The 24357-nt window shown below is 39.2% G+C and carries 22 protein-coding genes; 18 read left to right on the top strand and 4 right to left on the bottom strand.

Annotated features, from left to right (window positions below; genetic code table 11):
- Nucleotides 1-90: 90 nt before the first annotated feature.
- The gene (gene hemW / locus MB14_RS10075; protein WP_062591425.1) at nt 91-1230 is read right to left on the bottom strand and encodes a radical SAM family heme chaperone HemW; all 1140 of its coding nucleotides are present in this window, start codon (nt 1228-1230) and stop codon (nt 91-93) included.
- Nucleotides 1231-1262: 32 nt separating this feature from the next.
- On the opposite strand from hemW, the gene MB14_RS10070 reads away from it, so the two are divergent.
- From MB14_RS10070 to MB14_RS10035, 8 genes are all read left to right on the top strand, one after another.
- Nucleotides 1263-3014, top strand: coding sequence for a BamA/TamA family outer membrane protein (locus MB14_RS10070; RefSeq protein WP_062591424.1), 1752 nt, complete (start codon nt 1263-1265; stop codon nt 3012-3014).
- A 3-nt stretch (nt 3015-3017) separates the two neighbouring features.
- Nucleotides 3018-3725, top strand: coding sequence for a DUF4271 domain-containing protein (locus MB14_RS10065; protein WP_062591423.1), 708 nt, complete (start codon nt 3018-3020; stop codon nt 3723-3725).
- Between the two features lie 19 nt (nt 3726-3744).
- Nucleotides 3745-4524, top strand: a complete 780-nt coding sequence (locus MB14_RS10060) for a uroporphyrinogen-III synthase (RefSeq protein ID WP_062591422.1) — start codon at nt 3745-3747, stop codon at nt 4522-4524.
- Between the two features lie 90 nt (nt 4525-4614).
- On the top strand, nt 4615-5580 hold the full coding sequence (locus MB14_RS10055; RefSeq protein WP_062591421.1) for a PorP/SprF family type IX secretion system membrane protein: 966 nt from the start codon (nt 4615-4617) through the stop codon (nt 5578-5580).
- A gap of 148 nt (nt 5581-5728) precedes the next feature.
- Entirely contained in the window at nt 5729-6988 is a 1260-nt protein-coding gene (locus MB14_RS10050) for an SUMF1/EgtB/PvdO family nonheme iron enzyme (RefSeq protein WP_132644129.1), read from the top strand.
- A gap of 42 nt (nt 6989-7030) precedes the next feature.
- A complete protein-coding gene (gene porL / locus MB14_RS10045; protein ID WP_062591419.1) occupies nt 7031-7843 on the top strand; it encodes a type IX secretion system motor protein PorL/GldL in 813 nt (270 codons plus the stop codon).
- A gap of 11 nt (nt 7844-7854) precedes the next feature.
- Nucleotides 7855-9459, top strand: coding sequence for a type IX secretion system motor protein PorM/GldM (gene porM / locus MB14_RS10040; RefSeq protein ID WP_062591418.1), 1605 nt, complete (start codon nt 7855-7857; stop codon nt 9457-9459).
- Nucleotides 9460-9461: 2 nt separating this feature from the next.
- On the top strand, nt 9462-10424 hold the full coding sequence (locus tag MB14_RS10035) for a hypothetical protein (RefSeq protein ID WP_062591417.1): 963 nt from the start codon (nt 9462-9464) through the stop codon (nt 10422-10424).
- Between the two features lie 35 nt (nt 10425-10459).
- On the opposite strand, the gene uvrC is transcribed toward MB14_RS10035, so the two are convergent.
- From uvrC to porW, 3 genes are read right to left on the bottom strand one after another with little or no spacing between them, the layout of a single operon-like run.
- Complete coding sequence (gene uvrC, locus MB14_RS10030) at nt 10460-12265, bottom strand: excinuclease ABC subunit UvrC (protein ID WP_062591416.1); 1806 nt, start codon at nt 12263-12265, stop codon at nt 10460-10462.
- An 8-nt stretch (nt 12266-12273) separates the two neighbouring features.
- Entirely contained in the window at nt 12274-14601 is a 2328-nt protein-coding gene (locus MB14_RS10025) for a penicillin-binding protein 1A (protein WP_062591415.1), read from the bottom strand.
- Between the two features lie 2 nt (nt 14602-14603).
- Complete coding sequence (gene porW, locus MB14_RS10020; RefSeq protein ID WP_446238830.1) at nt 14604-17117, bottom strand: type IX secretion system periplasmic lipoprotein PorW/SprE; 2514 nt, start codon at nt 17115-17117, stop codon at nt 14604-14606.
- A 162-nt stretch (nt 17118-17279) separates the two neighbouring features.
- Here porW and MB14_RS10015 point away from each other — a divergent pair, with 162 nt between their 5' ends.
- The 10 genes from MB14_RS10015 to atpG all read left to right on the top strand — a co-directional run bounded on the left by MB14_RS10015 (nt 17280) and on the right by atpG (nt 24273).
- Nucleotides 17280-18137, top strand: a complete 858-nt coding sequence (locus tag MB14_RS10015; RefSeq protein WP_246032643.1) for a M23 family metallopeptidase — start codon at nt 17280-17282, stop codon at nt 18135-18137.
- A gap of 29 nt (nt 18138-18166) precedes the next feature.
- On the top strand, nt 18167-18601 hold the full coding sequence (locus MB14_RS10010; RefSeq protein WP_062591413.1) for a bactofilin family protein: 435 nt from the start codon (nt 18167-18169) through the stop codon (nt 18599-18601).
- An 18-nt stretch (nt 18602-18619) separates the two neighbouring features.
- Entirely contained in the window at nt 18620-18859 is a 240-nt protein-coding gene (locus MB14_RS19225; RefSeq protein WP_062591412.1) for an AtpZ/AtpI family protein, read from the top strand.
- Between the two features lie 28 nt (nt 18860-18887).
- Complete coding sequence (locus tag MB14_RS10000; protein ID WP_062591411.1) at nt 18888-19289, top strand: hypothetical protein; 402 nt, start codon at nt 18888-18890, stop codon at nt 19287-19289.
- A 3-nt stretch (nt 19290-19292) separates the two neighbouring features.
- Entirely contained in the window at nt 19293-20330 is a 1038-nt protein-coding gene (gene atpB / locus MB14_RS09995) for a F0F1 ATP synthase subunit A (RefSeq protein ID WP_062591410.1), read from the top strand.
- Nucleotides 20331-20365: 35 nt separating this feature from the next.
- Nucleotides 20366-20629 carry an ATP synthase F0 subunit C gene (gene atpE / locus MB14_RS09990; RefSeq protein ID WP_062591409.1) on the top strand — a complete coding sequence of 88 codons (264 nt, stop codon included), beginning with the start codon at nt 20366-20368 and terminating at the stop codon, nt 20627-20629.
- A gap of 70 nt (nt 20630-20699) precedes the next feature.
- Complete coding sequence (locus MB14_RS09985; RefSeq protein WP_062591408.1) at nt 20700-21203, top strand: F0F1 ATP synthase subunit B; 504 nt, start codon at nt 20700-20702, stop codon at nt 21201-21203.
- Between the two features lie 9 nt (nt 21204-21212).
- Complete coding sequence (gene atpH, locus MB14_RS09980; protein ID WP_062591407.1) at nt 21213-21770, top strand: ATP synthase F1 subunit delta; 558 nt, start codon at nt 21213-21215, stop codon at nt 21768-21770.
- Between the two features lie 27 nt (nt 21771-21797).
- Entirely contained in the window at nt 21798-23372 is a 1575-nt protein-coding gene (gene atpA / locus MB14_RS09975) for a F0F1 ATP synthase subunit alpha (protein ID WP_062591406.1), read from the top strand.
- A 25-nt stretch (nt 23373-23397) separates the two neighbouring features.
- On the top strand, nt 23398-24273 hold the full coding sequence (atpG, locus tag MB14_RS09970; protein WP_062591405.1) for an ATP synthase F1 subunit gamma: 876 nt from the start codon (nt 23398-23400) through the stop codon (nt 24271-24273).
- The last annotated feature ends 84 nt before the right edge of the window (nt 24274-24357 follow it).

The raw sequence follows: 24357 nt of genomic DNA, 5'->3' as shown, positions 1-24357 counted from the left end.
TCGTTCGAATTGTAAAAGTAAGGATTTGGCAGGGTCGTTTTTGATTAAGCACAGGATTTACTTATCAAGACGGTTATCCACAATTGAGTGTCAATCCTCTTCGCTATAAACGAATAAATCGGAGGCAATCTTATCGGCCAGAAGCTTTCCGTTATTGGTAAGTGTAATGCAGCCTTCTTCTACCTGAATCATGCCTTTGTAGTCAATCCGCATGAGGTAATCTTCGTGCATTTTCAATAAATCAACTTTGTGCTTTTGTTTGAGCCATTCCGTATCACAACCCCATTTGGTTCTTAGGCTGGTAAGAATGTACTCGTTGATTTGGTCTTCTTTGGTCAGAATAATTTTTTCAAAAGGAATAATGCCATCATTAATCCCCTTGATGTATTTGGCGTTGTTCGAAACATTGGCTTGCTTAAAGTGCCCATTGAATGAATGTGCCGAAGGGCCGATTCCCAAATATTTTTCCTGTTTCCAGTAATTGCCGTTGTGCTGCGATTCGTAACCGGGTTGGGCAAAATTTGAAATTTCATATTGTTCAAAACCGTAGCGGTCGAGTGTTTCGGTCAGTATTTCAAATTGTTGTGCAGCGTATTCTTCTTCCACATCCTTCATTTTTCCTTTCGAAACCAAATGGCCGAAGGCGGTTTTAGGTTCTATGGTCAGGCAATAAGAAGAAATGTGTTCAGGTCGCATGTGGATTACCTTCATTAAATCCCGTTCCCAAATTTCATGGTTGTGATGAGGCAAGGCGTAAATCAAATCCACACTAATGTTTTCAAAACCAGCCTTACGCGCATTATAGAAGCACATTTCTGCCTGTTCGGCTGTATGTTGGCGGTTCATCCATTTTAAATGCGGCTCATGAAAAGATTGAATTCCCATACTCAATCGATTAATGCCAGAAGCATAGAGCGATTTCAGTTGGTCGCCATCAAGGTCGTCTGGATTGGCTTCGAGCGTAATTTCAGGGTTGCTGGCCAAATTAAAGGTATGCTGAATCTGCTTCATGATTCGCTTCAGCTGATCTTCACTCATTAATGAAGGAGTACCACCTCCAAAATAGATGGTGTTTATCGCTTCACCATTCAAATAATCAGCTTGCATTTCCAGTTCTTTACAAATAGCATTGACCATGCTGTCCATTTGCCCAAGCGATTGGGTAAAATGGAAATCGCAATAATGACAAGCCTTTTTGCAAAAGGGAATATGAATATATAATCCGGCCAAAGAATCGTTAATTTGAAGCTTAAATTCGCAGAATGCCCAAGATATACTTAAAGTATATTTATTGCTTATTCCTTTATGGTTTTTTATGCCTTTCTGTTCAGGCGCAGGAAAAGTATGTGCTCAATATTGAGGTGGCTGAACAAGAAAGTGCTGTGCTTAAGAGATATAATTTCCCTAAAGAACATGCAGATTCTTTAAGTGCCCAGCGGGCTGTGCAAAACTTGGTGAGCGCTTTACATTCCGATGGTTATTTGCTGGCTTATGTTGTTTCTCATACCAGTTCTTCGCAACAGGTTAGCTATAAAATAGCTATTGGCGAAAAATTTACTTGGATGAAACTTTCGCCTGGAAATGTGGAAAATTCGCTTTTGAGAAGGAGTGGATATAAGCAGAGCCAATTCGATGAAAAGCCGTTTCGTTTTAATCAAGTAGCGCGAATGGAGAAATCGCTTTTGTCTTATGCCGAAAGAAATGGTTATCCCTTTGCGAGCCTAAAATTAGATTCGCTTAGAATAGAAGAAAATCAAATTGGTGCTTCGCTGAACTTAGATTTAGGGCCCCTCATTCTTTTCGATAGCTTAGATATAAAAAGTGATTTTACGCTCAAGGCCCGCTTTTTAGGAAACTACTTGGGCATTGTTCAAGGCAATCCTTATGACCAAAGAAAGATTGATTATCTCGGTCAGCGTTTGCGCAATTTGCCTTACCTAAGGCTGAGTGAAGCGTCCACTTTAACTTTTCAGAACTCTGAAGCCACTGTGCATTTGAAGGTAGAAAAACGGCCTGTAAACCAAATCGATGGAATCATAGGTTTCCTCCCTAATGCTAATCGATCAGATGGATTGCTGATTACTGGGCAGGTTGATATTGATTTGTTGAACCCTTTTGGTTCGGGGAAGCAGATTGGTTTGCACTGGCAAAAACTGAGTGAAGAAACTCAGAATCTCAATCTGCAATATGCACACCCCAACGTGCTGGGAAGTCCGCTCAATTTTGATTTTGCATTGGATTTTCTGAAACAAGACACATTGTTCACTAAGCGCATATTCGACCTGAAAATTGGTTATAACCTTGGCGGAAATAGCTTTCTAAATGCTTTTTCGAGCAGCGAAGGCACTGACCTAATTGGTACGCCAAAAATTACAAATAATGAACTTCCAGTTGTGATCGATTTTGACCTTACTTCTTACGGAATGGGCTTTGAATGGAACAACTTCGATGATCCGTTTTTAATCTCAAAAGGCACTGGGATTAGTTTGGAGGCTTCTACCGGAAATAAGAAAATTAGCCGAAATGTTGGCTTACCCACAGAAGTATATGATGGCGTTGATCTTAAAACTCTTCAATACACCTTTCGACTTAACTTTCAGAATTACTTAAGACTGAAAAATAACTTTGTTTTGGTGAACAAGCTGAGCGGAGGGCTAAAGGCCAACGACCAACTTTTTAGAAATGATGCTTTTAGGTTGGGAGGCCTCAAATCGATTAGAGGTTTTAATGAGAACTTCTTTTTTGCCACAAAATATGCATTAGCTACATTAGAAGGTAGGTTGTTATTTGACGAAAGTTCATATTTGTTGCTGTTTTCAGACTTGGCCTATTTACGAGGAGAATTTAAAACCTCTCCAACATCGGATTGGGCCTTAGGCTTAGGAGCAGGTTTGAGTTTTACTACTTCTTCGGGTATTTTTAATTTTATTTATGCTTTAGGAAGTTCGCAAAACACGGGCAGTTTTAATTTCAATCAATCTAAAATACACTTTGGTTACACAACCAGATTTTAACGCATGATCTATACGCAATTGGTAAGGGCAGAAGGCAGAGATGCATTTATTGTTATTGCAATTATTTTGCTTTGTACCTATGCCATATCCAGAGCGGTTTTCCCCAAAGTGTTTTCCGGTATTATTGCCCCAAACAAACTGTTTGGGTTTAGGGTGAGAGAAGATTTGGGCAGTAACCTGAGGCCTTTCAGTTCGGAACACCTGTACTTTACTGCCTTAAGTTCGCTGTCACTTTCCTTTGTAATTTTATTTATTGCTAATGGTCTTTGGAAGGAAAAGGGCCTGCCTGAAATACTTATTGTCGATCATTTTGGACTCGCGATTATTCAATGGTTAGGTCTTTTTGTAGCGCTCAATGTGTTGGTGTATGTTAAGTTTCTGTTGATTTTAGGTTTCGGATTATTATTTGATTTACGCGGATCGATCGCTCGTCATTTTGTAGATATGGTGAATGCTTCCTTGGTATTTTTTCTTATAGTCCTTCTTTTTTTAACCCTAGTAAGCTTTTCTTCAATCGTGTTTCCAGAGCGTTTGATCCAATTTGCATTGGCCGCATCGGTTATCTTTTTCTATTATAGGGGGTTTTTAATCTACATGAGAATGCTCAACGATAGGCCTCATAGCAAGTTGTTTATATTTTCGTACATTTGCGCCACAGAACTGACCCCACTCACCATTGGGCTGGTTCTAATAATAAATAGCCAAATCTAGAAGAAGAAGTAGGGAACTTATGTCTAATAGTACACAGGAGGATAGGCTTAAACAAGTAAAGAGCATCCTAGTATCTCAACCAAAGCCATCTGATGACAAATCACCTTATTACGTTTTAGCGAATAAGTATAACATCAAAATTGATTTTAGGCCTTTTATTCAGGTTGATCCAATTAATGTTAAGGATTTCAGAAAGCAGAAAGTAGATATACTAAAGCATACAGCCGTAATTTTTACCAGCAGAAATGCCGTTGATCATTTTTTTAGGCTTTGTAAGGAACTTAAGGTAGAAGTGCCAGCTGACATGAAATACTTCTGTATTTCAGAACAAACGGCTAATTACCTTCAAAAATATATTGTAGTTAGAAAGAGGAAGATTTTTACCGGATCACGAACAGCTCAAGATCTGATTGAGATTCTTAAAAAGCACAAGAACGAGAAATACGTTTTTCCTTGCTCCAATATTCGTAAGGAAGATATCCCTCTGTTTTTAGAAGAAAACAACTATCATTTCACAGAAGCCATTATTTATGAAACTGTAGCAAGTGATCTTTCAGACTTGGACGATGTGCTGTACGATATTATAGCGTTTTACAGTCCTAGCGGAATCAATTCGTTGTTTGTAAACTTTCCGGATTTTAAGCAAAACGATACCAGAATAGCTGTTTTTGGCCCAACAACTGCCCAAGCATCAAGAGACGCTGGTTTGATTATAGACATTGAGGCACCTTTGCCCAATGCTCCTTCAATGACTGGAGCGCTTGAGCTTTACATAAAAAAGGCAAATAACTTAGATTGATTTATTGTTAACTCTAAGGGAAGAATCCAGTTATCTTGTAATATATTCGAGCCGAATGAATAATTCGGCTAAATTTGTCGTTACGAGATTATGAATAGAACTTTTAGTTTGTCATTGGTTCTTTTACTGGCTGCCGTTTTTCAGGTAAAAGCTCAGCAAGACGCTCAGTTTACCCAGTACATGTTCAATCAATTATATTATAACCCTGCTTTTGCTGGGTCATCTGATGGAACCACATTAACCGCAATCCATCGCTCACAATGGTTTGGTTATGATGGAACAGTAAACCAAGGCGGAGCTCCAAGCACACAACTAATAAGCTATAATTCAAGGTTGCCTCAAATAAAATCAGGGCTTGGAATATATTTAAGCAACGACAAACTGGGTCCCACCAATAACCTACAAGTACAAACTTCGTTATCAAGAAACTTGAATTTACCCAATGGAGGTATCCTTACAGTAGGAATAAATGTAGGTTTATTTTCAAGCTCCATTGATTATGATAAGGTAGTGGTGGTAGATCCCTCAGACCCCATTTTTAATGCATCCGGAAAAGAAGGTCAAATGAGACCTGATTTAGGAGTAGGGCTGGTATACAGAAAGGGAAATTTTTTTGGTGGTTTGAGTACAAATCACTTACTTCAACCTGAATTTGACTTTGGAGAAAGTCAAACTTCCAATCAATTAAATCGACATTACTATTTGACAGCGGGTTATGATTACTCATTTACCCCTCAAATAACTATCACACCAACTGTTTTACTAAAATCGGTAAGTTTGAATACTTACAATGTAGAAGTGAGCGTTATTGGCGAGTACAATAACAATCTGAGAGCAGGTTTGGCTTACAGACAATCAGAGTCGGCCTCTCTAATAGTTGGGTATAAGATTTTAAGTGATCGTTCTTTAACATTGGCTTATGCCTTTGATTTTGTTGTAGGAAATCAGAGTAGCAAAAAGCCGACATCACAGGAGTTAATGTTAATTTATAACTTTAAGTCTACTCCAAAAATTGGAGGACAAAGGATTATAAGAACTCCAAGATTTAGGTACTAACAAACGTTTTGCCTAAGTTATGATTTCGATAATTTTCGATTACAGGCTGGATTAATGAATAGAAAATACTATTTTTCGCGCTTTATTTAATTGATTGGCAATAACATGCGCTAATGGTCAGTTAAGTAAAAACAAGAATTAGCTATCAATGAGGAGAATATACGCTGGGTTTGCGATTTTAATGGTTGTCTCTTTATCTACTGGTTGCTCTATGTTTAAGGGCTTTCTAGGTGGTGGAGGCATGAGTAAGGTAGAGAAACTTAATGCTGAAGGGCAATTAATGGGGGTACCTGACCGAGAAGGTTGGTACCAAGAAACACCTTACGGTATGGTTCAGATTCCTGGAGGAACATTTTTCATGGGCCAAGCCGATGAAGATGTTGCTGCATCTCAAATCAACTTTAACCGCCAAATTACCGTCAGTTCCTTTCTGATGGACTCGGAAGAAATCACAAATAATGAGTATCGTCAATTTTTGAACTTTATCGATACCATTTCTCAAGACCCTAACGAACAATACTGGACACAGCAAGTAAAGCAAGATGTAACACCAAACCCAGATGTTTGGGATACGGAGTTTGCATATCATATGGGCGATAAAATGACCCAATACTACTTCAGTCACCAAGCCTTTGATGATTACCCTGTTGTTGGAATTAGCTGGGAATCTGCCGCTAAATTTGCTGAATGGAGAACCGAACATTTGAACATCGGTCGTGAAGACGATTACTTTGGCACAGGTGGTGGTGGCCTTTTTGGAGGTAAAAAGAATAATAGTCCAGACCCTGCTGGAGTTCAAGGCTTAGGAGGCCCAGGCCAGTTAGGTGCGCAGCCTCAAGTTGGGCAAGGACAAGGAAACCAAACCAATACGACATTTAAGAGTACACTTCCAGTTGAAGCACGTTATCCAAACTTTAGGTTACCAACGGAAGCTGAATGGGAGTATGCAGCTAGAGGTGGTCGTGAAATCATTAAGTATCCTTGGGGTGGGCCATATACAAAAAATAAAAGTGGCTGTTTCTTAGCCAACTTCAAACCTGGTCGTGGTAACTACGATGATGATGGTTATCCATACACGGCTCCAGTAAACTCGTTCCTTCCAAATGGTTTCAACCTATATAACATGGCAGGAAACGTAGCCGAATGGTGTTTAGATGATTTTTCACCTATCTACAACCCATTGGTTTGGGATTTGAACCCAATATTTCTTTATAAAGACAACGAAACAAGTAATCCTCATTACGGCAAAAAAGTAGTAAGAGGTGGTGCTTGGAATGATATTTCATATTACCTGCAAACAGGAACGCGTACCTACGAATACAAAGATGTGGAGTCGGCAAGTATTGGTTTTAGATGCGCAATGGATTACTTAGGCCGTGCGGGTGATGACTTCGGAATGAACAACTAACCAAATTTAAACCAAATAACTTCAACCTTATTTAATACACATATGGCTAACAAATCATTTTCAGAGAAATTTTATGGCGATATTATGCCAAAGATTTATGGGCTCGGAGCTGCGGTAGTAATCGTAGGGGCAATGTTTAAGCTAGAGGGCTGGGCAGGTGCAACTCCAATGCTAATTACAGGTTTGAGCGTAGAAGCATTGATTTTTGCTTTCAGTGCTTTTGAACCAAAATCAACAGACTATACTAAAAAATTATATGAGGCAAACGCTGCTGGAGTAAGCCCAAGCCAACAAAACAGTAAAGACGAGGTGAGCCTCGGTAAAATTTTGAAGGAAGCTGCAGTGAGTAAAGAAAGCTTAAAGCAGTTCGGAGAAGGAATGACCACCCTAGCCGCTAATGCAAAAAGCATGTCTGACATGTCGAATGCTGTTTCTGCTACTAACGCTTATGCAGATAGCGCTAAGAAAGCTTCTGAAAGCTTAGGTAAAATTAACCAGAGCACTACTGCTACGGCAACTGCCATGGCTCAAATGGCCGATGCAGCAAAAGGAGCTGGCGAAATTCAAGCACAACTAAAAAATTCTGCTGGTTCATACCAAGCACAACTTCAAAATGCATCTGTTCAATTAGATGCTTTGAACAAGGTTTACAAAGAAGAATTGAACGATTCACAAGCACATGTGAAGGCAATCAAAACCTTCTATGCAAATATTGATACTGCCTTAGCGGGTGTTTCTGCTGCAACTAAAGAAGCAGAAGAATTTAAAGCTCAAATGGGCAAGTTGAATACCAATGTGAATTCACTTAACAAAGTGTATGGCGCAATGTTGTCAGCAATGAAATCATCAAACTAAACTGATCTATTATGGCAGGAGGTAAAGAAACCCCAAGGCAGAAGATGATCGGTATGATGTATCTCGTACTGACAGCTCTTTTGGCCTTGCAGATTAAAGATACAGTACTTGAAAAGTTTGTATTAATGGAAGCAGGCTTGGAAACTTCAAACGAAGTTTATGCTACAAGCAATGCTCAAGTATTAGCCAGTATTGATAAGGCAGCGAAAGATCAGGGAAGTAAAGACACTGATATTGCCGTTGTTAATGCTGCAAAGCAGGTGCGTCAGAAAACCACTGACATTGTTGAGTACTTAGCAGGTATTAAACAAGAGGTTGGATTGAAATCTTCTGGTGGCGATGCCGAAGCTATTTATGAAAGAAGTACCCTAAAGAAATACGAGGAGCCTTCTAACTACTTAGTAGAGCAGAAAAAGGCAGATGAGATAAAGGTGCGTTTAGATACTTATAATGATGAGATGAAATCGATTCTATCTCAGATTGGTATCAATAAGAATTGGGAGTCGCTTGCACTTGATGCGAGTGAAATCGAGTTCTATAAGAACAATCCTGAAGAAAAGGATAAGGACTTTGCGAATTTGAATTTCTACAAAACACCATTGGCAGCTGTTTTAGCTCAGCTTACATTCTATGAAAACCAAATTTATGCCCGTGAATCAGAGGCATTAGGTTTATTAGGAGGTAGAGTAGGAGCTACAGCAGTTAAAGGTTTTGACCAGATTACTGGTACTGTTTTACCGGTATCAAACGTGGTTACTGCAGGAACTGAGTTTGAAGCAGAGCTTTTCTTAACGGCATCTAACTCAGCTTTGGAGCCTACAATGACTTATAACGGTTCAAAACTCAATGTTGAAAACGGTAGAGGTAAAGTGAAGTTTAGAGCTTCTGCAACCAATTACGTTGATAACTTATCGAAGCAGACTTTCAGAGCTGAAATTACTTATAGTGACGGTGGTGAAACCAAAACAGTGCCTATTGTGCACGAGTATATGGTGGCTAAGCCAGTAATTGAGGTAAAGGCTGAAGCAATTCAGAACTTATATCAGAATTCTGCTAACGTACTTCAAATCAACGTTCCTTCATTAGGACCAGCTTATAATCCTTCTTTTACGGTTAAAGGTGCGGAGCAACGTGCGGGTTCTAAGCCGGGCGAAGTGGTAGTAATTCCAACTACGGGTACTAGAAATGTAACTATTGGCGTTAGTAGTGGCGGAGCCTTTATTGATAACGTAAGCTTTACTGTAAAATCTATTCCGAGACCTAAATTTGTGGTTCAGGTTGATGGCAAGGAATATAATGCGGAAAGTGGTTACAATGGTATACCGAATAAGCTTAGTCTGATTTTAGAACCAGATGAAGATTTTCTTAAAAACTTTAAATCTGATGCTAACTTCTTTGTTTCCAAAGCAAAAGTAATGTTGATCCAGAATAACCGAGCAAGCGGTACTATTAATATTACTGCAGCACAAACGGATGTAGATTTAGCGCCTTTGAAATCTAGAATGAGAGCAGGCGATAGGTTGCGAGTTATTGTAGAAGAATATACGCGTTTGAATTTTGCCAACCAGAAAGAAGTGGTGAAATACAGCGATGGACAAGAAATAAATATTAATTAATTATGAGAACTCTCTCAGCAATTTGTTTTTTACTCTTAGTGAGTGCCAGTAGTTTTGGTCAAGCCAATTCCAATGGAACCGCACCTATTGATAGTGTGCAAAACTCAAGAAGGTATAATATCAATTCCGTTAGACCGATTAGAAGTGAGGACGTAATGTTCAGCATTCGAGTATGGTCTAAAATGGACCTGAGAGAGAAATCAAATGAAGGCTGGAATTCCAGGTATTCTAAAATTGTTGAAATCATTTTCGAAGGCATTGATCTTTGGTACAACTCTGCAGAGGGTGAAGGAATTGCTCCTTACAACCCGTTAACGCAAGGTTTCGATGATTCAGACTTATTGTCGGATAGAAACGCTTATACTGATAGAGTAATCATTGATGGTACAAAAGGTGAAGATGCTACTTTGGATGAGATTGACCGTTGGAAAACTGAAGCGATAACTCGTGGCGTTGAACCTGATGCTTACGTGCAGCAGAAAACACGTGAGAAACTTGCTCCAGATTCTATTCCGAAAGATCGAATTTCTATGCTGGAAATTGAGGAAGACTTGATTTTTGATAGAAACCGTTCTGTACCAATTTGGGACATACAATCAGTGAAGGTGGTTGCTCAGGCAGATATTGCGGGCGGTGTTGAAAAGGAGATGGTTAGAGTTAAATACAAAGACTTGATTGCCTACTTGGATAAAGTGTATCGTGAGAGCGTAGCAAATAAAGAGGCGAACGTTAGGGCTTTTTGGTTCAATCCACGAAACCCACGAAACTTTGATATTAGCTTAACCAATGCTTTTGATATGCGATTGTTCAGTTCGAATATCGTTAAGTTTTCTAACCCAAGCGATGCGGCTATGGAGCAATTCTTCGAGGCTCAAATCACAGCAGGAAAGAGAAATTTGATGGAGATATCAAGGGATTTCAGATATCAATTATTAGAAACCATGCATAACCTTTGGGAATATTAATTAAGGTTATTGAAGTTATAAATTTGGAAGGAGGCTTAGGCCTCCTTTTTTTGTTGGAAGAAGTTTTGGATTCTTCTCGCTCGACTCTCTCCTGCAATAGCAGATAGTTCTTCAAAACTGGCAGCCTCAATTCCGCTCATGGTGCGAAACTCTTTGAGCAGTTTGTCTACGGTAAACCTTCCAATTCCCTTTACATTTTCAAGCTCAAAGTTGAAGCTGTTTTTGCTGCGCAAATCACGATGGAAAGTAATGGCAAAGCGGTGGGCTTCGTCTCTCAACTTTTGAATAAGCCGGAGCGATTCAGATTTCTTATCAATGTGGAGTGGGAAGGAATCTTCTGGAAAATAGATTTCTTCAAGCCTTTTGGCAATGCCTATAATCGGGATTTCACCATAAATACCCAAACTTTTCAAGGCATCGCAGGCAGCACTCAATTGGCCCTTGCCTCCGTCTATAACAATGAGTTTTGGTAAGGGCTGTTGTTCTTCTAAAAGTCGCTTATACCTTCTGCCCACTACTTCAGTCATCGAAGCAAAATCATCTGGCCCGATAACCGTCTTAATTTTGTAATGTCGGTAGTCTTTCTTAGATGGGCGTCCCATTTTGAAACAAACCATAGAGGCCACAGGATTCGTTCCTTGTATGTTTGAGTTATCAAAGCATTCAATATGAACAGGCAACTCTTTTAGCTGAAGGTCAATTTGCAATTGTTTTAACACTCGGTTGCCCTTGTCTTTTACATTGTCGAGCGATTGGTACTTTTCTTTTTTAGCAAAGAGCGAATTCTTTAATGATAGTTCTACCAATTTACGTTTGTCACCAATTTGAGGCACAACGGGTTGGAAGGTTTCAGAACCGAGATCGAGTGGCTTGTTGGTAAGAATTTCTTTGGTTATACTTTGATAGCGGTCTCGCATATCCACCAACATAAGCGAAAGAATTTCTTCGTCTGTTTCGTTAAGCTTTTTCTTAATCTCATTGGTTTTAGAAAGGTTGATCATTCCATTTTTAATGCGGATGTAATTCACGAAAGCATACTTTTCATCGGATACAATAGTAAATACATCTACATCTGTAAGCTTGGGGCTTACAATGACTGATTTGGAATGGAAGTCATCCAATAATTCCAATTTCTCTTTAAACTCTTGTGCCTTTTCAAACTGTAGTTCTGCAGCGGCTTCCTGCATTCGTTCTTTAAAATAACTTTTAGGAAGTCCCAAATTTCCTTTTAGAATATTCAGTGCTTGATCAACATCTTTGAGGTAATCTTCTTCACTTTGTAAGCCTTCACACGGACCTTTACAGTTGCCTAAATGGTATTCTAAACATACTTTAAACTTCTCCTTAGCTATATTTTCTTGCGATAAGTCATAACGACAAGTACGCAAAGTGAATAAACTGTTGATCAATTTGAGCACGTTATTCATGGCCTTTACATTCGTAAATGGGCCAAAATATCTTCCTAAAGAAGGAATTAATTTACGTGTGCTATAAATTCTAGGAAACCGTTCGTTGGAAACACAGAGGTAAGGAAAAGTCTTATCGTCTTTAAGCAGAATATTGTACTTAGGTTGATTCTGCTTGATGAGGTTATTCTCTAGTAACAGGGCATCAAACTCGGAATTGACGAGTACGATTTCTATGCTTACAATTTCGCTGACCATGCGGATGGTCTTTCTGCTGCGTTGTGCCGATTTATTAAAATAACTCGACACACGTTTTTTCAACGACTTTGCCTTGCCAACATAAATGAGCGTATCATCGGCATTGTAGTACCGATATACGCCTGGGTTATCGGGTAATTTTAAAATTTCTTTTGTTGAAAAGCGTATCGCCTCCATTTACCAGTTTAATAAATTTCTGGATCATATATGGTTGAACCCGATGTGGTATCCTGAGGCGCAAGTATATCCTGAAACTTCTGGCAATCAATTTCCATCTGAAGGTTTGCTGGGCGTTCAAAAACTCCTTTTTGAAGGTTTATAGAAGTGTCTTTATAGACTTTTTCAAAGAACCGACCTACAATTGGAAGGGCTGTTCTAGCTCCTTGTCCATCAGGCCAATTTCTAAAGTGGATTGCGCGATCATCTCCACCTACCCAAGCACCTGCCACTAAATCTTTGGTTACGGCCATAAACCAACCGTCAGAGGCGTTTTGTGTAGTACCTGTTTTAGAACCTACTGAGTTTTCAGTTTGGTTAAAATTGGTGATTTTGTATTCACTCCACAGCCTGATACCAGAGCCATTTGTAGTATTTTCTTGTAGCATATTTAGCATTACGTAGGCTACATCTTCGCTAATAGCTCTCTTCTTTTGAGGCACTTTGCTCCAAATAACGTTTCCGAAGCGGTCTTCAATTTTGGTAACATAATGAGCTTCTATATGTGTTCCTTTGTTGGCGAATGTGCCAAAAGCCGAAACCATTTCTTTTACCGAAACATCTACGGTACCCAAAGCTATAGAATAATACGGGCCAATTTCTGATTCAACCCCTAATCTTCCTGCCATTTTAGAAACGTTATCGGGTTTTACAATGTCCATTACCCGTGCAGAAATAGAGTTTACGGATTTTGCCATGGCGGTTTTCATGGTCATTTTTTCACCGCTAAATTTATTATCAGAGTTTTGAGGAGACCAAGGGTTCGACTGTCCAGGGATCGGGATTGTAATTGGTTGATCAACAAATTCATAACATGGAGAAAAGCCTTTTTCAACTGCCGTGGCATATAAAAATGGCTTGAACAATGAGCCTGCTTGTCTTTTACCTAACCTTACATGGTCAAATTTAAAGTACTTATAGTCGATACCTCCGACCCAAGCTTTAATTTCACCATTGTGTGGGTCGGCCGCCATAAAGCCTGCTTGTAAAAAGTGTTTGTAATATTTTAGTGAGTCCATTGGGCTCATTACCGTGTCAATTTCTCCCTTCCAAGAGAAAACTTTCATCGGAACTTTCTTATTCAAATAGTAATCTATTGAGTCGGAGCCTTTACCATATTCTTTCTCTAGGCTTCTATATCTTTCGGTTCTGGGTAGCACTTGGTCCTGTAAAAAATCTTTAATGACTCGACCATCGCTGTCTATCCAAGGCTCTCGAATGTTTCCATTACCATCTTTTAATGAGTTGAAGAAATTGGCCTGCACTTGACGCATGGTACTGTCTACTGCTTGTTCGGCATAGCGCTGCATTCTGCTATCAATAGTGGTATATATTTTTAGGCCATCGGCAAACAGGTCGTAGCCCAAATCTCTGGCAATTACGATAAGGTCTTTCTGTACTTCAGCTCTGAAATACTGGCCCGGCCCAAAGTTTTGGTCTTGTGCATTGTAATCAAGTACAATGTCTTGAGGAGCCAAAGTATCGTAGGCGGCTTTTTCAAGATATCCGTATCGTACCATTTGGTTCAACACTACATTTCTTCGTGCTTTCGAGTTTTCGGGATTTCTTATAGGGTTATAACGCGTAACTGCTTTCTGAAGTCCAACCAAAACTGCGGCTTCTTCAACATTAAGTTGTTTCGGCTTTTTATTAAAGAAACTTTCCGCAGCAGATTGAATTCCAAATGTATTGTTTCCGAAACTTACCTGGTTGAAGTACATGGCCATTAGTTCGTCTTTTGTATAAGATCGTTCTAATCGCACCGCTAAAATCCATTCCTTAGTTTTATATATAAGTTGGTCTAGCATGCGGTTTATGCCTTCTAACTTTCCTTTTTCGTCTTCTTCAATAACACGAGTATCAAATAAGTTTTTAGCCAACTGCTGGGTTACGGTACTTCCTCCTCCTTGTGGATTAAAAGTTAGCACCCCAAAAGCCGCTCTTAACATACTTCTTAAATCAATTCCTGAGTGGCTATTAAAACGAATGTCTTCTGTCGCTTTTAATGCATTAATAAGGTTAGGCCCAAGCTGATCATAGGTAACAGGCTTTCTATTGTCTCTATAATAGGCACCAAGAATTTCGTCATCGGCACTAAAGAGCAATGAGCTGAGGTTTTGCTCGGGATTTTCTAACTGACTATAGCTAGGAAGTTCACCAAACAGGTTGCTCATATTGCTACTAACTGCCCAGATGTACACAGGGAAGCCCACAAAAATTAGAACGAAACCCACCCAAAGTAGTACCGTTAATTTTTTGAGTATTTTTTTGTCACCTTTCTTTTCTTCCTTGGCCATGTCTATTGATAGAATGTATTATGAAATTTGAGATAAGCTTCTAACTCTTTGCTTTGAAAGAGCATCTGAAAATTATCTCGTGATATTGCAAAATTATTAAAATTTGAATCGACTTCTATTGTGAAATCGGCTAAAGCTTTTTTGAATGCCCTATGATAGGCTTCTACTGTTTTTTTGTCTTCAAAAGAATTGATGAAGATAATACCCAATTTTTTACTTTCATCGAAAGCCAATTGCCCCACACTCAGTTTTAAATGACTGAAAGTATCTTTATTGAAGTTTTCGATTGCTGCTCTTAAACCTGCTGTTTTGGTTACTTCACTATTATATACAATTGCCAAAAGGTGAAGTTGTTTGAAATCTTCGCTGTATTCAAAATCTTCACTCCTTACGATGGTTTCCTTAACTGGGTTAACTGCGATTAAAAGATCTTTTGCATAATTGGTCAAACGGCCCTCAGGATATTTGGCTACAAAAGCTTTTAGGGCTTCTTCATAAGAAAACACACTTTCGGTTTTTCCTTTTAATATGGCCGACAGCAATTCAACAGTTGGCAGAAAATCGACATCTTCAAAGGATTGCAATGCGCCTCGTAATATTTGGTCAGCTTTTACGTACTCTCCATTTTCATAGGCACTATAGGCCGAAGCATATACTTTTTGCAATGCCTTGTTACGTGCTTCTTTTTCGGCCAAGTAATTTGGGTTGATGAGTGTTTTGGCGATTAAAGATTCTGGGAAAGCATCTATAATTTGCTGCTTATAAGTTTGAGCCTGACTTGGATCTGATTCGAGATAAAGGGTGTACAGCGCAAAAAGAGCATCTAATTTATATTCAGTATTGGGGTATTTTTGAACAAGGGTTTTGTAAGTAGTGGCAGCTTTGGCCGTTTTTTCGAGTCCAAACCTATAAACCGACCCAAGCTTAAAGTAGGCTTCTTGAATTTCAAGGTGAAGTTTTTCTTTGGCTTCTGCTGTAGTAGGAATAGTAGCCAGTAATTCTTTTTTCTTGGCGGCTCTTCCTTCATCTGCAAGGCCAGCTTCTTCTGGTTGGTCAGTAGCATCGTCTGTAATATTCTCTTCAGTCGATGATTCCGTAGTAGAAGATGCTTCTTTTGTAGATCTCCTCCAATTATCTTCTAGTTTTCTATTGCCCCATCGTCTTTGGAACTCTATTGTTCCTAGTTCTACTGCGGCATCATTATAGAAATACCATTCGCTTGATGGCGCATTAGAAGAAAACCCGCTTCCGCTAGAGGGAGATATTACCGCTCCTGTAGAAGTCGCATTTCTAGCTTCTTCTCTTTCGCGTTCCTTAGCCTCTTTTTCTTGTTGGTTTAAATAATTGTCCACAAACGCATCTAGCGAAATAGCGGGTAATTCCGCCAAAGAAAGCAAGCTATCGTTTACCTGAATGGTTTTGAGTTGAGTTACAAAATCAGTGAGTACTTCTTTTCTTTTTACATGGCTTGGGTAGCCGTCAATATCATCGGGCATTATAGAAACTGCACTGTCGTAGTAGTTGCTGGCGAGTTCAAACTTCTCATAAATATCAAAATAGAGTTGGCCAATTCTTAAATAAGAAAGAGACTTCTGTCGGGGAGAAGGTTCTTCAACCGCTACCGCCTGAAGGTAATTATCAATGGCCAAATCGTAATGAGTTTGTTTCTTTTCAAACTCTCCCATTTCATAATAAATCTTGCCTTGGTACTCTTTGTTTTTGCCGTCTTTTAAAAGCTGGGCATAAAATTTTCTCACTTTTTCTACTTCCGCAGCGCCATTCACCGAACTCACTTGTTGCATATTTAGCTTGGCGTGGAAAGTAAGGTCGTATGGAGGGGTGCCGGCCAATGAGGCTTTGTAGTATTTATAAGCTTCAGCATTCTGACCTTTTTCTTGCTCAATTTGGCCTAAAATAAAGTTGATCCTCGATTTGGTGTCTTTTTTAGTAATGACCTCTGCCACTTCTTTAAGGTTTTCAGCCATGGTTTCATAATCTTCTTCGCGCTGATAATAATAAGCGAGCATCACCTTATAGTCGGCCATGTTTTCATCTGTAAGCTCTTCGGTTTCTAAATAATTAGAAACTTCCTTAGCTTTTTCTTTATCGCCAGCGTCCATATAAGTTTGCATTAAAGCAATCAAAGAGGCATGTCTGGTGGGGTCGTCTTCGCTGGTTTGATTGATGTATTGAAGGGTTTCAATGGCGAACTGGAATTGAGCTCGAAGGTGGCGGATTTTTCCAATTATTAAATAATTGTCGTCCGTCCAGTCACTAGTTCCGTACCATTCAATCACCTGAGATGCTTTTTTAAAGGCATCGTCTAGTTTGGCTTTATTGCTCTGGATGGTGCTTGAGTCTATATCAGGATAGATTTTTAGAATCTGATCGTAATTGTATTGATACGAATCTTCAATTTGCTCATTGACTTCATTTAAATATTGGTTGGCATAGAAGTATCCATTATACCGGGCGTTCATATTCTGATACCCTTTGGAATTACAGCCTACGAACAATGATACAATGGCCAGCAGACCAAAAAATCTAATGATATGTAAAAATCTAAATCTCAAAATTTCGTTTACCCGATTAAGGAACGAAATTAAATCTTAATTAATACAAATAAAGGAAGTGGATTATCTATTAATCTATAATTTTGTTGTCCTTAGAAAATAACGGTGGCGAAAATTAAAAAAACACTCTCGAACTGGTTGAATAACAGGCACATTCTGATCATTCAGAATGAAGAGGATTTCTCTCATAAAGCAACATATAATTTTACTTACGCGAGGATTATCTTTTTTAGCTTCCTCGCTTTTATCTTGATATTCGTTATCAGCTTTTATTTGGTAAATACAGTTTTAGCACAATGGTTTGACCCTACCCATGCCGAAAGAGAAACCAGAAAGGATTTAGTAACAATGAGTCTTTCTCTGGATTCGTTAGCCACAGAATTAGAAAATAGAGACCTTTTTATTCAGAGTATCAAGCGAGTGTTAGAAGGCGATGAAGGAGCTGGAGAAGAAGAATTGGCCGAGACCGAGGCTGGGCAAGTGGAGCTTTCGAGAGATCCCAACTCTCAAGAAATAGATTCACTTTTTAAATCTGAATTCGAAACAGGTGGAGATTTTCTCTTAGGTAGGAACTTCGATAATATGGAGTTAAGACAGACCTATTTGTTTTCGCCCATCAGTGGTTACGTTTCGCAGCCTTTCGATCCTAAAAATGAGCATTTTGGAATTGATGTGGTTTCAAAGAAGGATGAACCCGTAAAATGTATTGCTGATGGTACCGTAATTTTTGCTTCATGGACGCAAGACGCGGGAAATGTAATAGCCGTTCAACACAAAGAGAATTTAATTTCAGTTTATAAACATAATTCTGCACTGACCAAAGAAGTGGGAAATTTCATTAGTGCGGGCGAAATTTTGGCCATTATTGGAAATACAGGCGAGCTAACCAATGGGCCACATCTGCATTTTGAACTTTGGTACAACGGAAGTGCTGTGAATCCTGAAGATTTCATCGTATTTTAGACGCACTCAACTCAACCGTAAATAGTAAAATGTTCACATCTAAGGAATCAAAGAAAGATACTAGAACTACCGAAGAACAAAGTAATACCAGTAATATTATTGGTAAAGACACCGTGCTCGAAGGCAGTATCGAGTCGGTCGGTAACATTAGAATTGAAGGCAAAATATTTGGCCATGCCAAAGCTAAAGCCAAATTAGTAATGGGCTCGGAGGCCACAGTAGATGGCAATGTTACTGCCAGAACTGCTGAAATTGCTGGAACCATTAATGGCAACATTGAAATTTCTGAACTGCTAATCTTAAAACCTTCTGCAGTGATTAAAGGTGATATACTTACCAATAAATTGGTGGTTGAACCTGGCGCTACTTTTAACGGAGGCTGTAAAATGGGGCATTTGGCCAAGGAAATCGAAATAGGTAAGCCAGCAAGCCAAACCAGAGAAGCGGCCATTAAAAGAGCTTAGATAGCTTCTTTTTTTCTGATGCTTACTTTATTTATGAAGCCTAAGAAATCACCTTTCGAAAAAAAGCCAGTGAATGTTTATCTCAAATATTCACAGTTAGGTTTACAAATGTTCTTAACCATAGGCCTTTGTGCTTGGTTAGGCTACAAAATCGATCATTGGTATTTCGAGGGTAAGCCTATTTTTTTCATTATCCTTTTTCTTCTTGGGGCCTTTGGAGCCTTCTATCAATTTTATAGGCAAATAAAGTCGGACTGAAATCAACATAATTCGCTACCTTTGCGCGATGAATTCGATTAAAACGCAGTTGCTCAGGCTTTTGGCATTTTCTGGGGTTATTCTTCTGCTAATTCTCGTACTCGACTTTATACCATTTACCACGGCTTTAATTCACGAGAAAGCGTATGGGTTATATATATATATGACCGTTTTAAGCTTTGTTTTGAGCTTTGCTACTTTAACCATTATGAAAAACACTGATCAGGAGAGCTGGACAGGGCTTTTTATGGGAGCAATGGTGGCAAGGTTGTTATTTACAGCCGGTTATATAGGTGTAGTGTTGTATTTAGGAGTAGAGAATCGACTTCTGTTGGTTATAAATCTTTTTGTTGTCTATTTGTTTTACATGGGGTTTGAAATCATGGGCTTAGTGACTAACTTGCGCGCGATTTCAAAGAAGGCTGGATAAGTAATGTTCAAAAAAAAATCAGTAGTACCAAACAAAGCGCTTTTCGTTAGTTTTCTAGCGCTATTCCTACTCGTAGTTCCTGCATTGTCTAGTGCGAAAGCATATTCTGGAGGAGGAGAAGAAAAAGGAGCAACCGACTTTATCCTTCATCACGTAGTAGATGACCATGTTTGGCATTTCTTCGATGGTGAATACGGAACGCTTTACTTACCTATTATTCTTTATTCTGAAGACAGAGGTGTAGAAGTATTCTCTTCACACCATTTTTATGATGAGCACCACGAAAAAGTAGCCTATAACGGTTATGAGTTAGGTGAAGATGGCCACATTGCTGCTTTAGATGCAGGTAGACATGCCATGGACTTCTCTATCACAAAAAATACGGCCATGCTTATTCTTACAATGATTGTATTGTCATTCATTGCTTTAAGAGCAGCAAGCCACTACAAAAAGAATCCAAAATCAGCACCTAAAGGTGTGGCCTCTTTCTTAGAGCCTATTATTATATATGTAAGAGACGAAATAGCGAAGCCAAACATTGGTAAGAAGTATGAGAAGTTCATGCCTTATTTGCTCACGCTTTTCTTCTTTATTTGGTTGGGTAACCTTTTGGGTTTGATTCCTGGGGCTTCTAACCTAACCGGTAATATCGCAGTAACTTTTGTGTTGGCAGTATTTACCTTTATTGCTACAAACGTTAACGGAAACAAAGAATATTGGAAGCACGTGTTTGCAACACCGGGTGTTCCAAAACCATTACTATTAATTATGGTGCCTGTAGAGTTCATTGGTCTTTTCACAAAGCCTTTCTCTCTTATGGTACGTTTGTTTGTAGCCATTACGGCAGGTCACATTGTAATCTTAAGTTTGATTGGTCTGGTATTTATATTCCAGTCGCATGCGGTAGGTGTGGCCAGTACTATAATGGTAATATTTATTAATATGATCGAATTGTTGGTAGCTACGATTCAGGCGTATGTATTTACGCTTTTCTCTGCAATGTATATTGGAGCGGCAGTAGCAGACCACGATCATCACTAAGCAACTTATTTGTTCAATTTTATAAAACACGAGTTATGTTAACTACAATTTTACTTACTGCAGGTTATGCTCTTATGGGCGCAGGTATTGGTGCAGGTATCGTTGCGATAGGCGCGGGCCTTGGTATCGGTAGAATCGGTGGTCAAGCAATGGAAGGTATTGCTAGACAACCTGAGGCTGCAGGAAAAATTCAAACAGCAATGTTGATTATTGCTGCTTTGATCGAGGTAGTTTCTCTTTTCGGTGTGGTAGTTTGTCTTTTGATTGCTACTAACGATGCCGTAACGGGAGGATTCTAAAAAAACTAATCGGAGTGGCGTTAGGCCACTCCTTTTATTTGATTTGAACACAGATTTTAAAATATAAATTATGATTGCTGCGGATTTATTATCTCCAGGTCTTGGCTTAATTGTTTATCAGGCGATAGGTTTCTTAGTCCTATTGTTTATTCTAGGTAAATTTGCTTGGAAACCAATTTTAGGAGCCTTAAAAGAAAGAGAAGACAGTATTGAAAGTGCTTTGCTTTCAGCCGAGCAGGCAAAAAACGAAATGCAAGCTTTGCAGGCCGATAACGAAAAACTATTGGCAGAAGCAAGAGTAGAGAGAGACAGCATCTTAAAAGAGGCCATCGCTACTGCTACATCAATCAAAGAAAGCGCTAAGGAGGAAACTTCTAAAATTACTGCTAGAATGATTGAAGATGCTAAAGCAGCAATCGAAATTGAAAAGAAAGCCGCTCTTACCGATGTTAAAAATCAGGTAGCTGTGCTTTCATTAGAAATTACTGAAAAACTGCTTAGAAAGCAGTTGGCAGATCAAAAAGCTCAAAAAGAGCTGATTGATGGTTTCGTAAAAGATTTGAACCTTAACTAATAGGTATAAATGTCAGAATTCAGAATTGCTTCCCGATATGCCAAATCACTGCTAGAATTAGCCAGTGAACAAGGTAAGTTGGAAGAAGTGAACAAAGACATGCTACTTTTCTCTGAGGTTATTTCAGAGAATAGAGATTTTCAGTTGTTTCTGAAGAACCCAGTAGTAGCACACGACAAGAAATTGACCGTATTGAACCAGGTATTTACTGGTAAAGTGAGTGACCTCACTTTAGCGATCTTTAGAATTCTAGTAAAGAAACAAAGAGAAGCTTATTTAGCGGCAATTGCTACAGAATTTCATCACCAGTATAACACACATACAGGGGTAGAAGAAGCTACGGTGACAACTACTTTCCCTATTGATGCCGACTTACGCAATGAGTTTAAGGCTGTGGTGAAGAAAATCTCTGGAAAGGAAGTAGAGCTTACCGAGAAAATTGATGAAAACTTAATCGGTGGTTTTATTCTAAAAGTGGGCGATCGTCAGATTGACGACTCCATTAACTCAAGGCTTAAAGCCTTAAAATTGAAATTTAGTCAAAACCCTTACGTAAAGGAGTTTTAAATAATTAACACATAACTGTATCATAAAATGGCAGATGTAAGACCTGATGAGGTTTCAGCAATTTTAAGAGAGCAACTCTCAAACTTTAAATCAGAAGCTGAATTAGAAGAAGTAGGTACCGTATTGCAAGTAGGTGATGGTGTAGCCAGAATCTACGGCTTATCTAAAGCGCAATCGGGAGAGCTTCTTGAATTTGAAAACGGACTGAAAGCCCTAGTATTGAACCTTGAAGAAGACAATGTAGGTGCTGTATTACTTGGTGAATCAGCTGAAATCAAAGAAGGCGATACCGTTAAAAGAACAGGTAAAATCGCATCTATCAATGTAGGTGAAGGAATGGTTGGCCGTGTGGTTGACACCCTAGGTAACCCAATTGATGGTAAAGGACCTATTTCTGGCGAAACGTTTGAAATGCCTTTGGAGAGAAAAGCTCCTGGGGTAATTTACAGACAACCAGTAACTGAGCCTCTTCAAACAGGTATCAAAGCGATTGATGCTATGATTCCGATTGGAAGAGGCCAACGAGAATTGGTAATTGGTGACCGTCAGACAGGTAAAACTGCTGTAGTTATCGATACAATTCTTAACCAAAGAGAATTCTACGAAAAAGGAGAGCCTGTATTCTGTATCTACGTTGCCGTAGGTCAAAAGGCATCTACTGTAGCAGGTGTAGTAGCAGCCCTTGAAAAAGGTGGTGCAATGGACTATACTGTAGTAGTATTGGCTGGAGCTTCTGATCCTGCTCCAATGCAGTTCTTCTCGCCAATGGCGGGTGCTGCAATTGGCGAGTATTTCAGAGATACAGGAAGACCAGCGCTAGTAATTTATGATGACCTTTCTAAGCAAGCAGTAGCTTACCGTGAAGTTTCTCTTCTTTTGAGAAGACCTCCGGGGCGTGAAGCTTATCCTGGTGACGTTTTCTATTTGCACTCTAGACTTTTGGAAAGAGCGGCAAAAGTGAACGATAACGATGACATTGCAGCAGCAATGAACGATCTTCCTCCTTCATTACAAGGAAAAGTAAAAGGTGGTGGTTCTTTAACGGCCCTTCCAATTATCGAAACTCAAGCAGGTGACGTTTCTGCTTATATTCCAACCAACGTAATTTCAATTACAGACGGACAGATTTTCTTGGAAACTAACCTTTTCAACTCTGGTGTGCGTCCTGCAATTAACGTAGGTATCTCAGTATCAAGGGTAGGAGGTAACGCTCAGATTAAATCAATGAAGAAGGTTTCTGGTACTTTAAAGCTTGACCAAGCTCAGTTCCGTGAATTAGAAGCTTTCGCAAAATTTGGTTCTGATTTGGATGCATCTACTAAACTTACTATTGATAGGGGTAGAAGAAACCAAGAGATTTTGAAACAACCTCAATTTTCTCCAGTACCTGTTGAAGAGCAAGTGGCAATCATTTACGCTTCTACTAAAGGACTTTTAGATAAAGTGCCAGTTGAGAAAGTTAGAGAGTTTGAGAAAGAGTTCTTAACAATCATGAGAACTTCTGAAAGAGCAGCGCTTGATTTATTGAAAGCAGGTAAGCTTGACGAAGCTGCTACTTCAGCAATCGAGAAGACGGTTAAAGATTTAGCAAGTAGGTATTAATTTCATTAAGCCTAAATCGTAATAGATGGCGAATTTAAAGGAAGTAAAGGAAAGAATTAAGTCGGTATCTTCTACCCAGCAGATTACCAGAGCCATGAAAATGGTTGCTGCTGCAAAGTTGAGAAGAGCTCAGGATAAGATCATTCAGTTGAGACCTTATTCAGAGAAACTATCGGCTATTCTTGCCAATGTATCTGCTGGTAACAGCGATGAGTCTATGACAACTTACGCTCAAGAGCGTGAAGTAAAAAATGTACTTATTGTGCCAGTAACCTCTGATAGAGGACTTTGTGGAGCATTCAACTCAAATATCAACAAAGCATTAAATGTAGTAGTAAAAGCCCATGAGGGTGCAACTATTCACGTAATGCCAATTGGTAAGAAAGCGTTCGATATGACCAAAAAGCAGAAATTCACTAATGTAACTGCTTATTGGGATATGTTCTCGAAACTGAGCTTTGAAACAGCTCGTGAGGCTGCGGAATACGCTATGGACGGTTATGTTGAGGGAAAATACGACAAAGTAATATTGGTATACAACGAGTTTAAGAACGTAGCCACTCAAATTGTAAGAAGCGAGCAATTGCTTCCAATCGTTCAAGTTGAAAAGGACAATGATGCTTCTTCTACGAGTACAGATTATATTTTTGAGCCTTCAAAGGATTTTATCGTAGAAGACTTAATTCCGAAATCGTTGAAGATTCAGTTTTACAAGGCAATATTAGACTCTAATGCTTCTGAGCATGGCGCTCGAATGACAGCCATGGGCAAAGCAACAGATAACGCTGGTGATTTGCTGAAAGATCTGAAATTGATGTACAACAGAACACGTCAGGCAGCTATTACCAAAGAAATCCTAGAGATTGTAGGTGGAGCAGAAGCTTTAGCTGCCGACAACTAGAAATTCAATTGTAATAAGTAGAGAAAGCCCTTTTGAGAAATCAGAGGGCTTTTTTGTTTGCTGTAGGTTTGTGAATTTCCATAC

The sequence above is a fragment of the Roseivirga ehrenbergii genome (genome assembly GCF_001593005.1).
In the GTDB taxonomy this organism is placed as follows: Bacteria; Bacteroidota; Bacteroidia; order Cytophagales; family Cyclobacteriaceae; genus Roseivirga; species Roseivirga ehrenbergii.
Note: the sequence above shows the minus strand (reverse complement) of the source record. Positions and strands in the feature narration are given on the sequence as shown.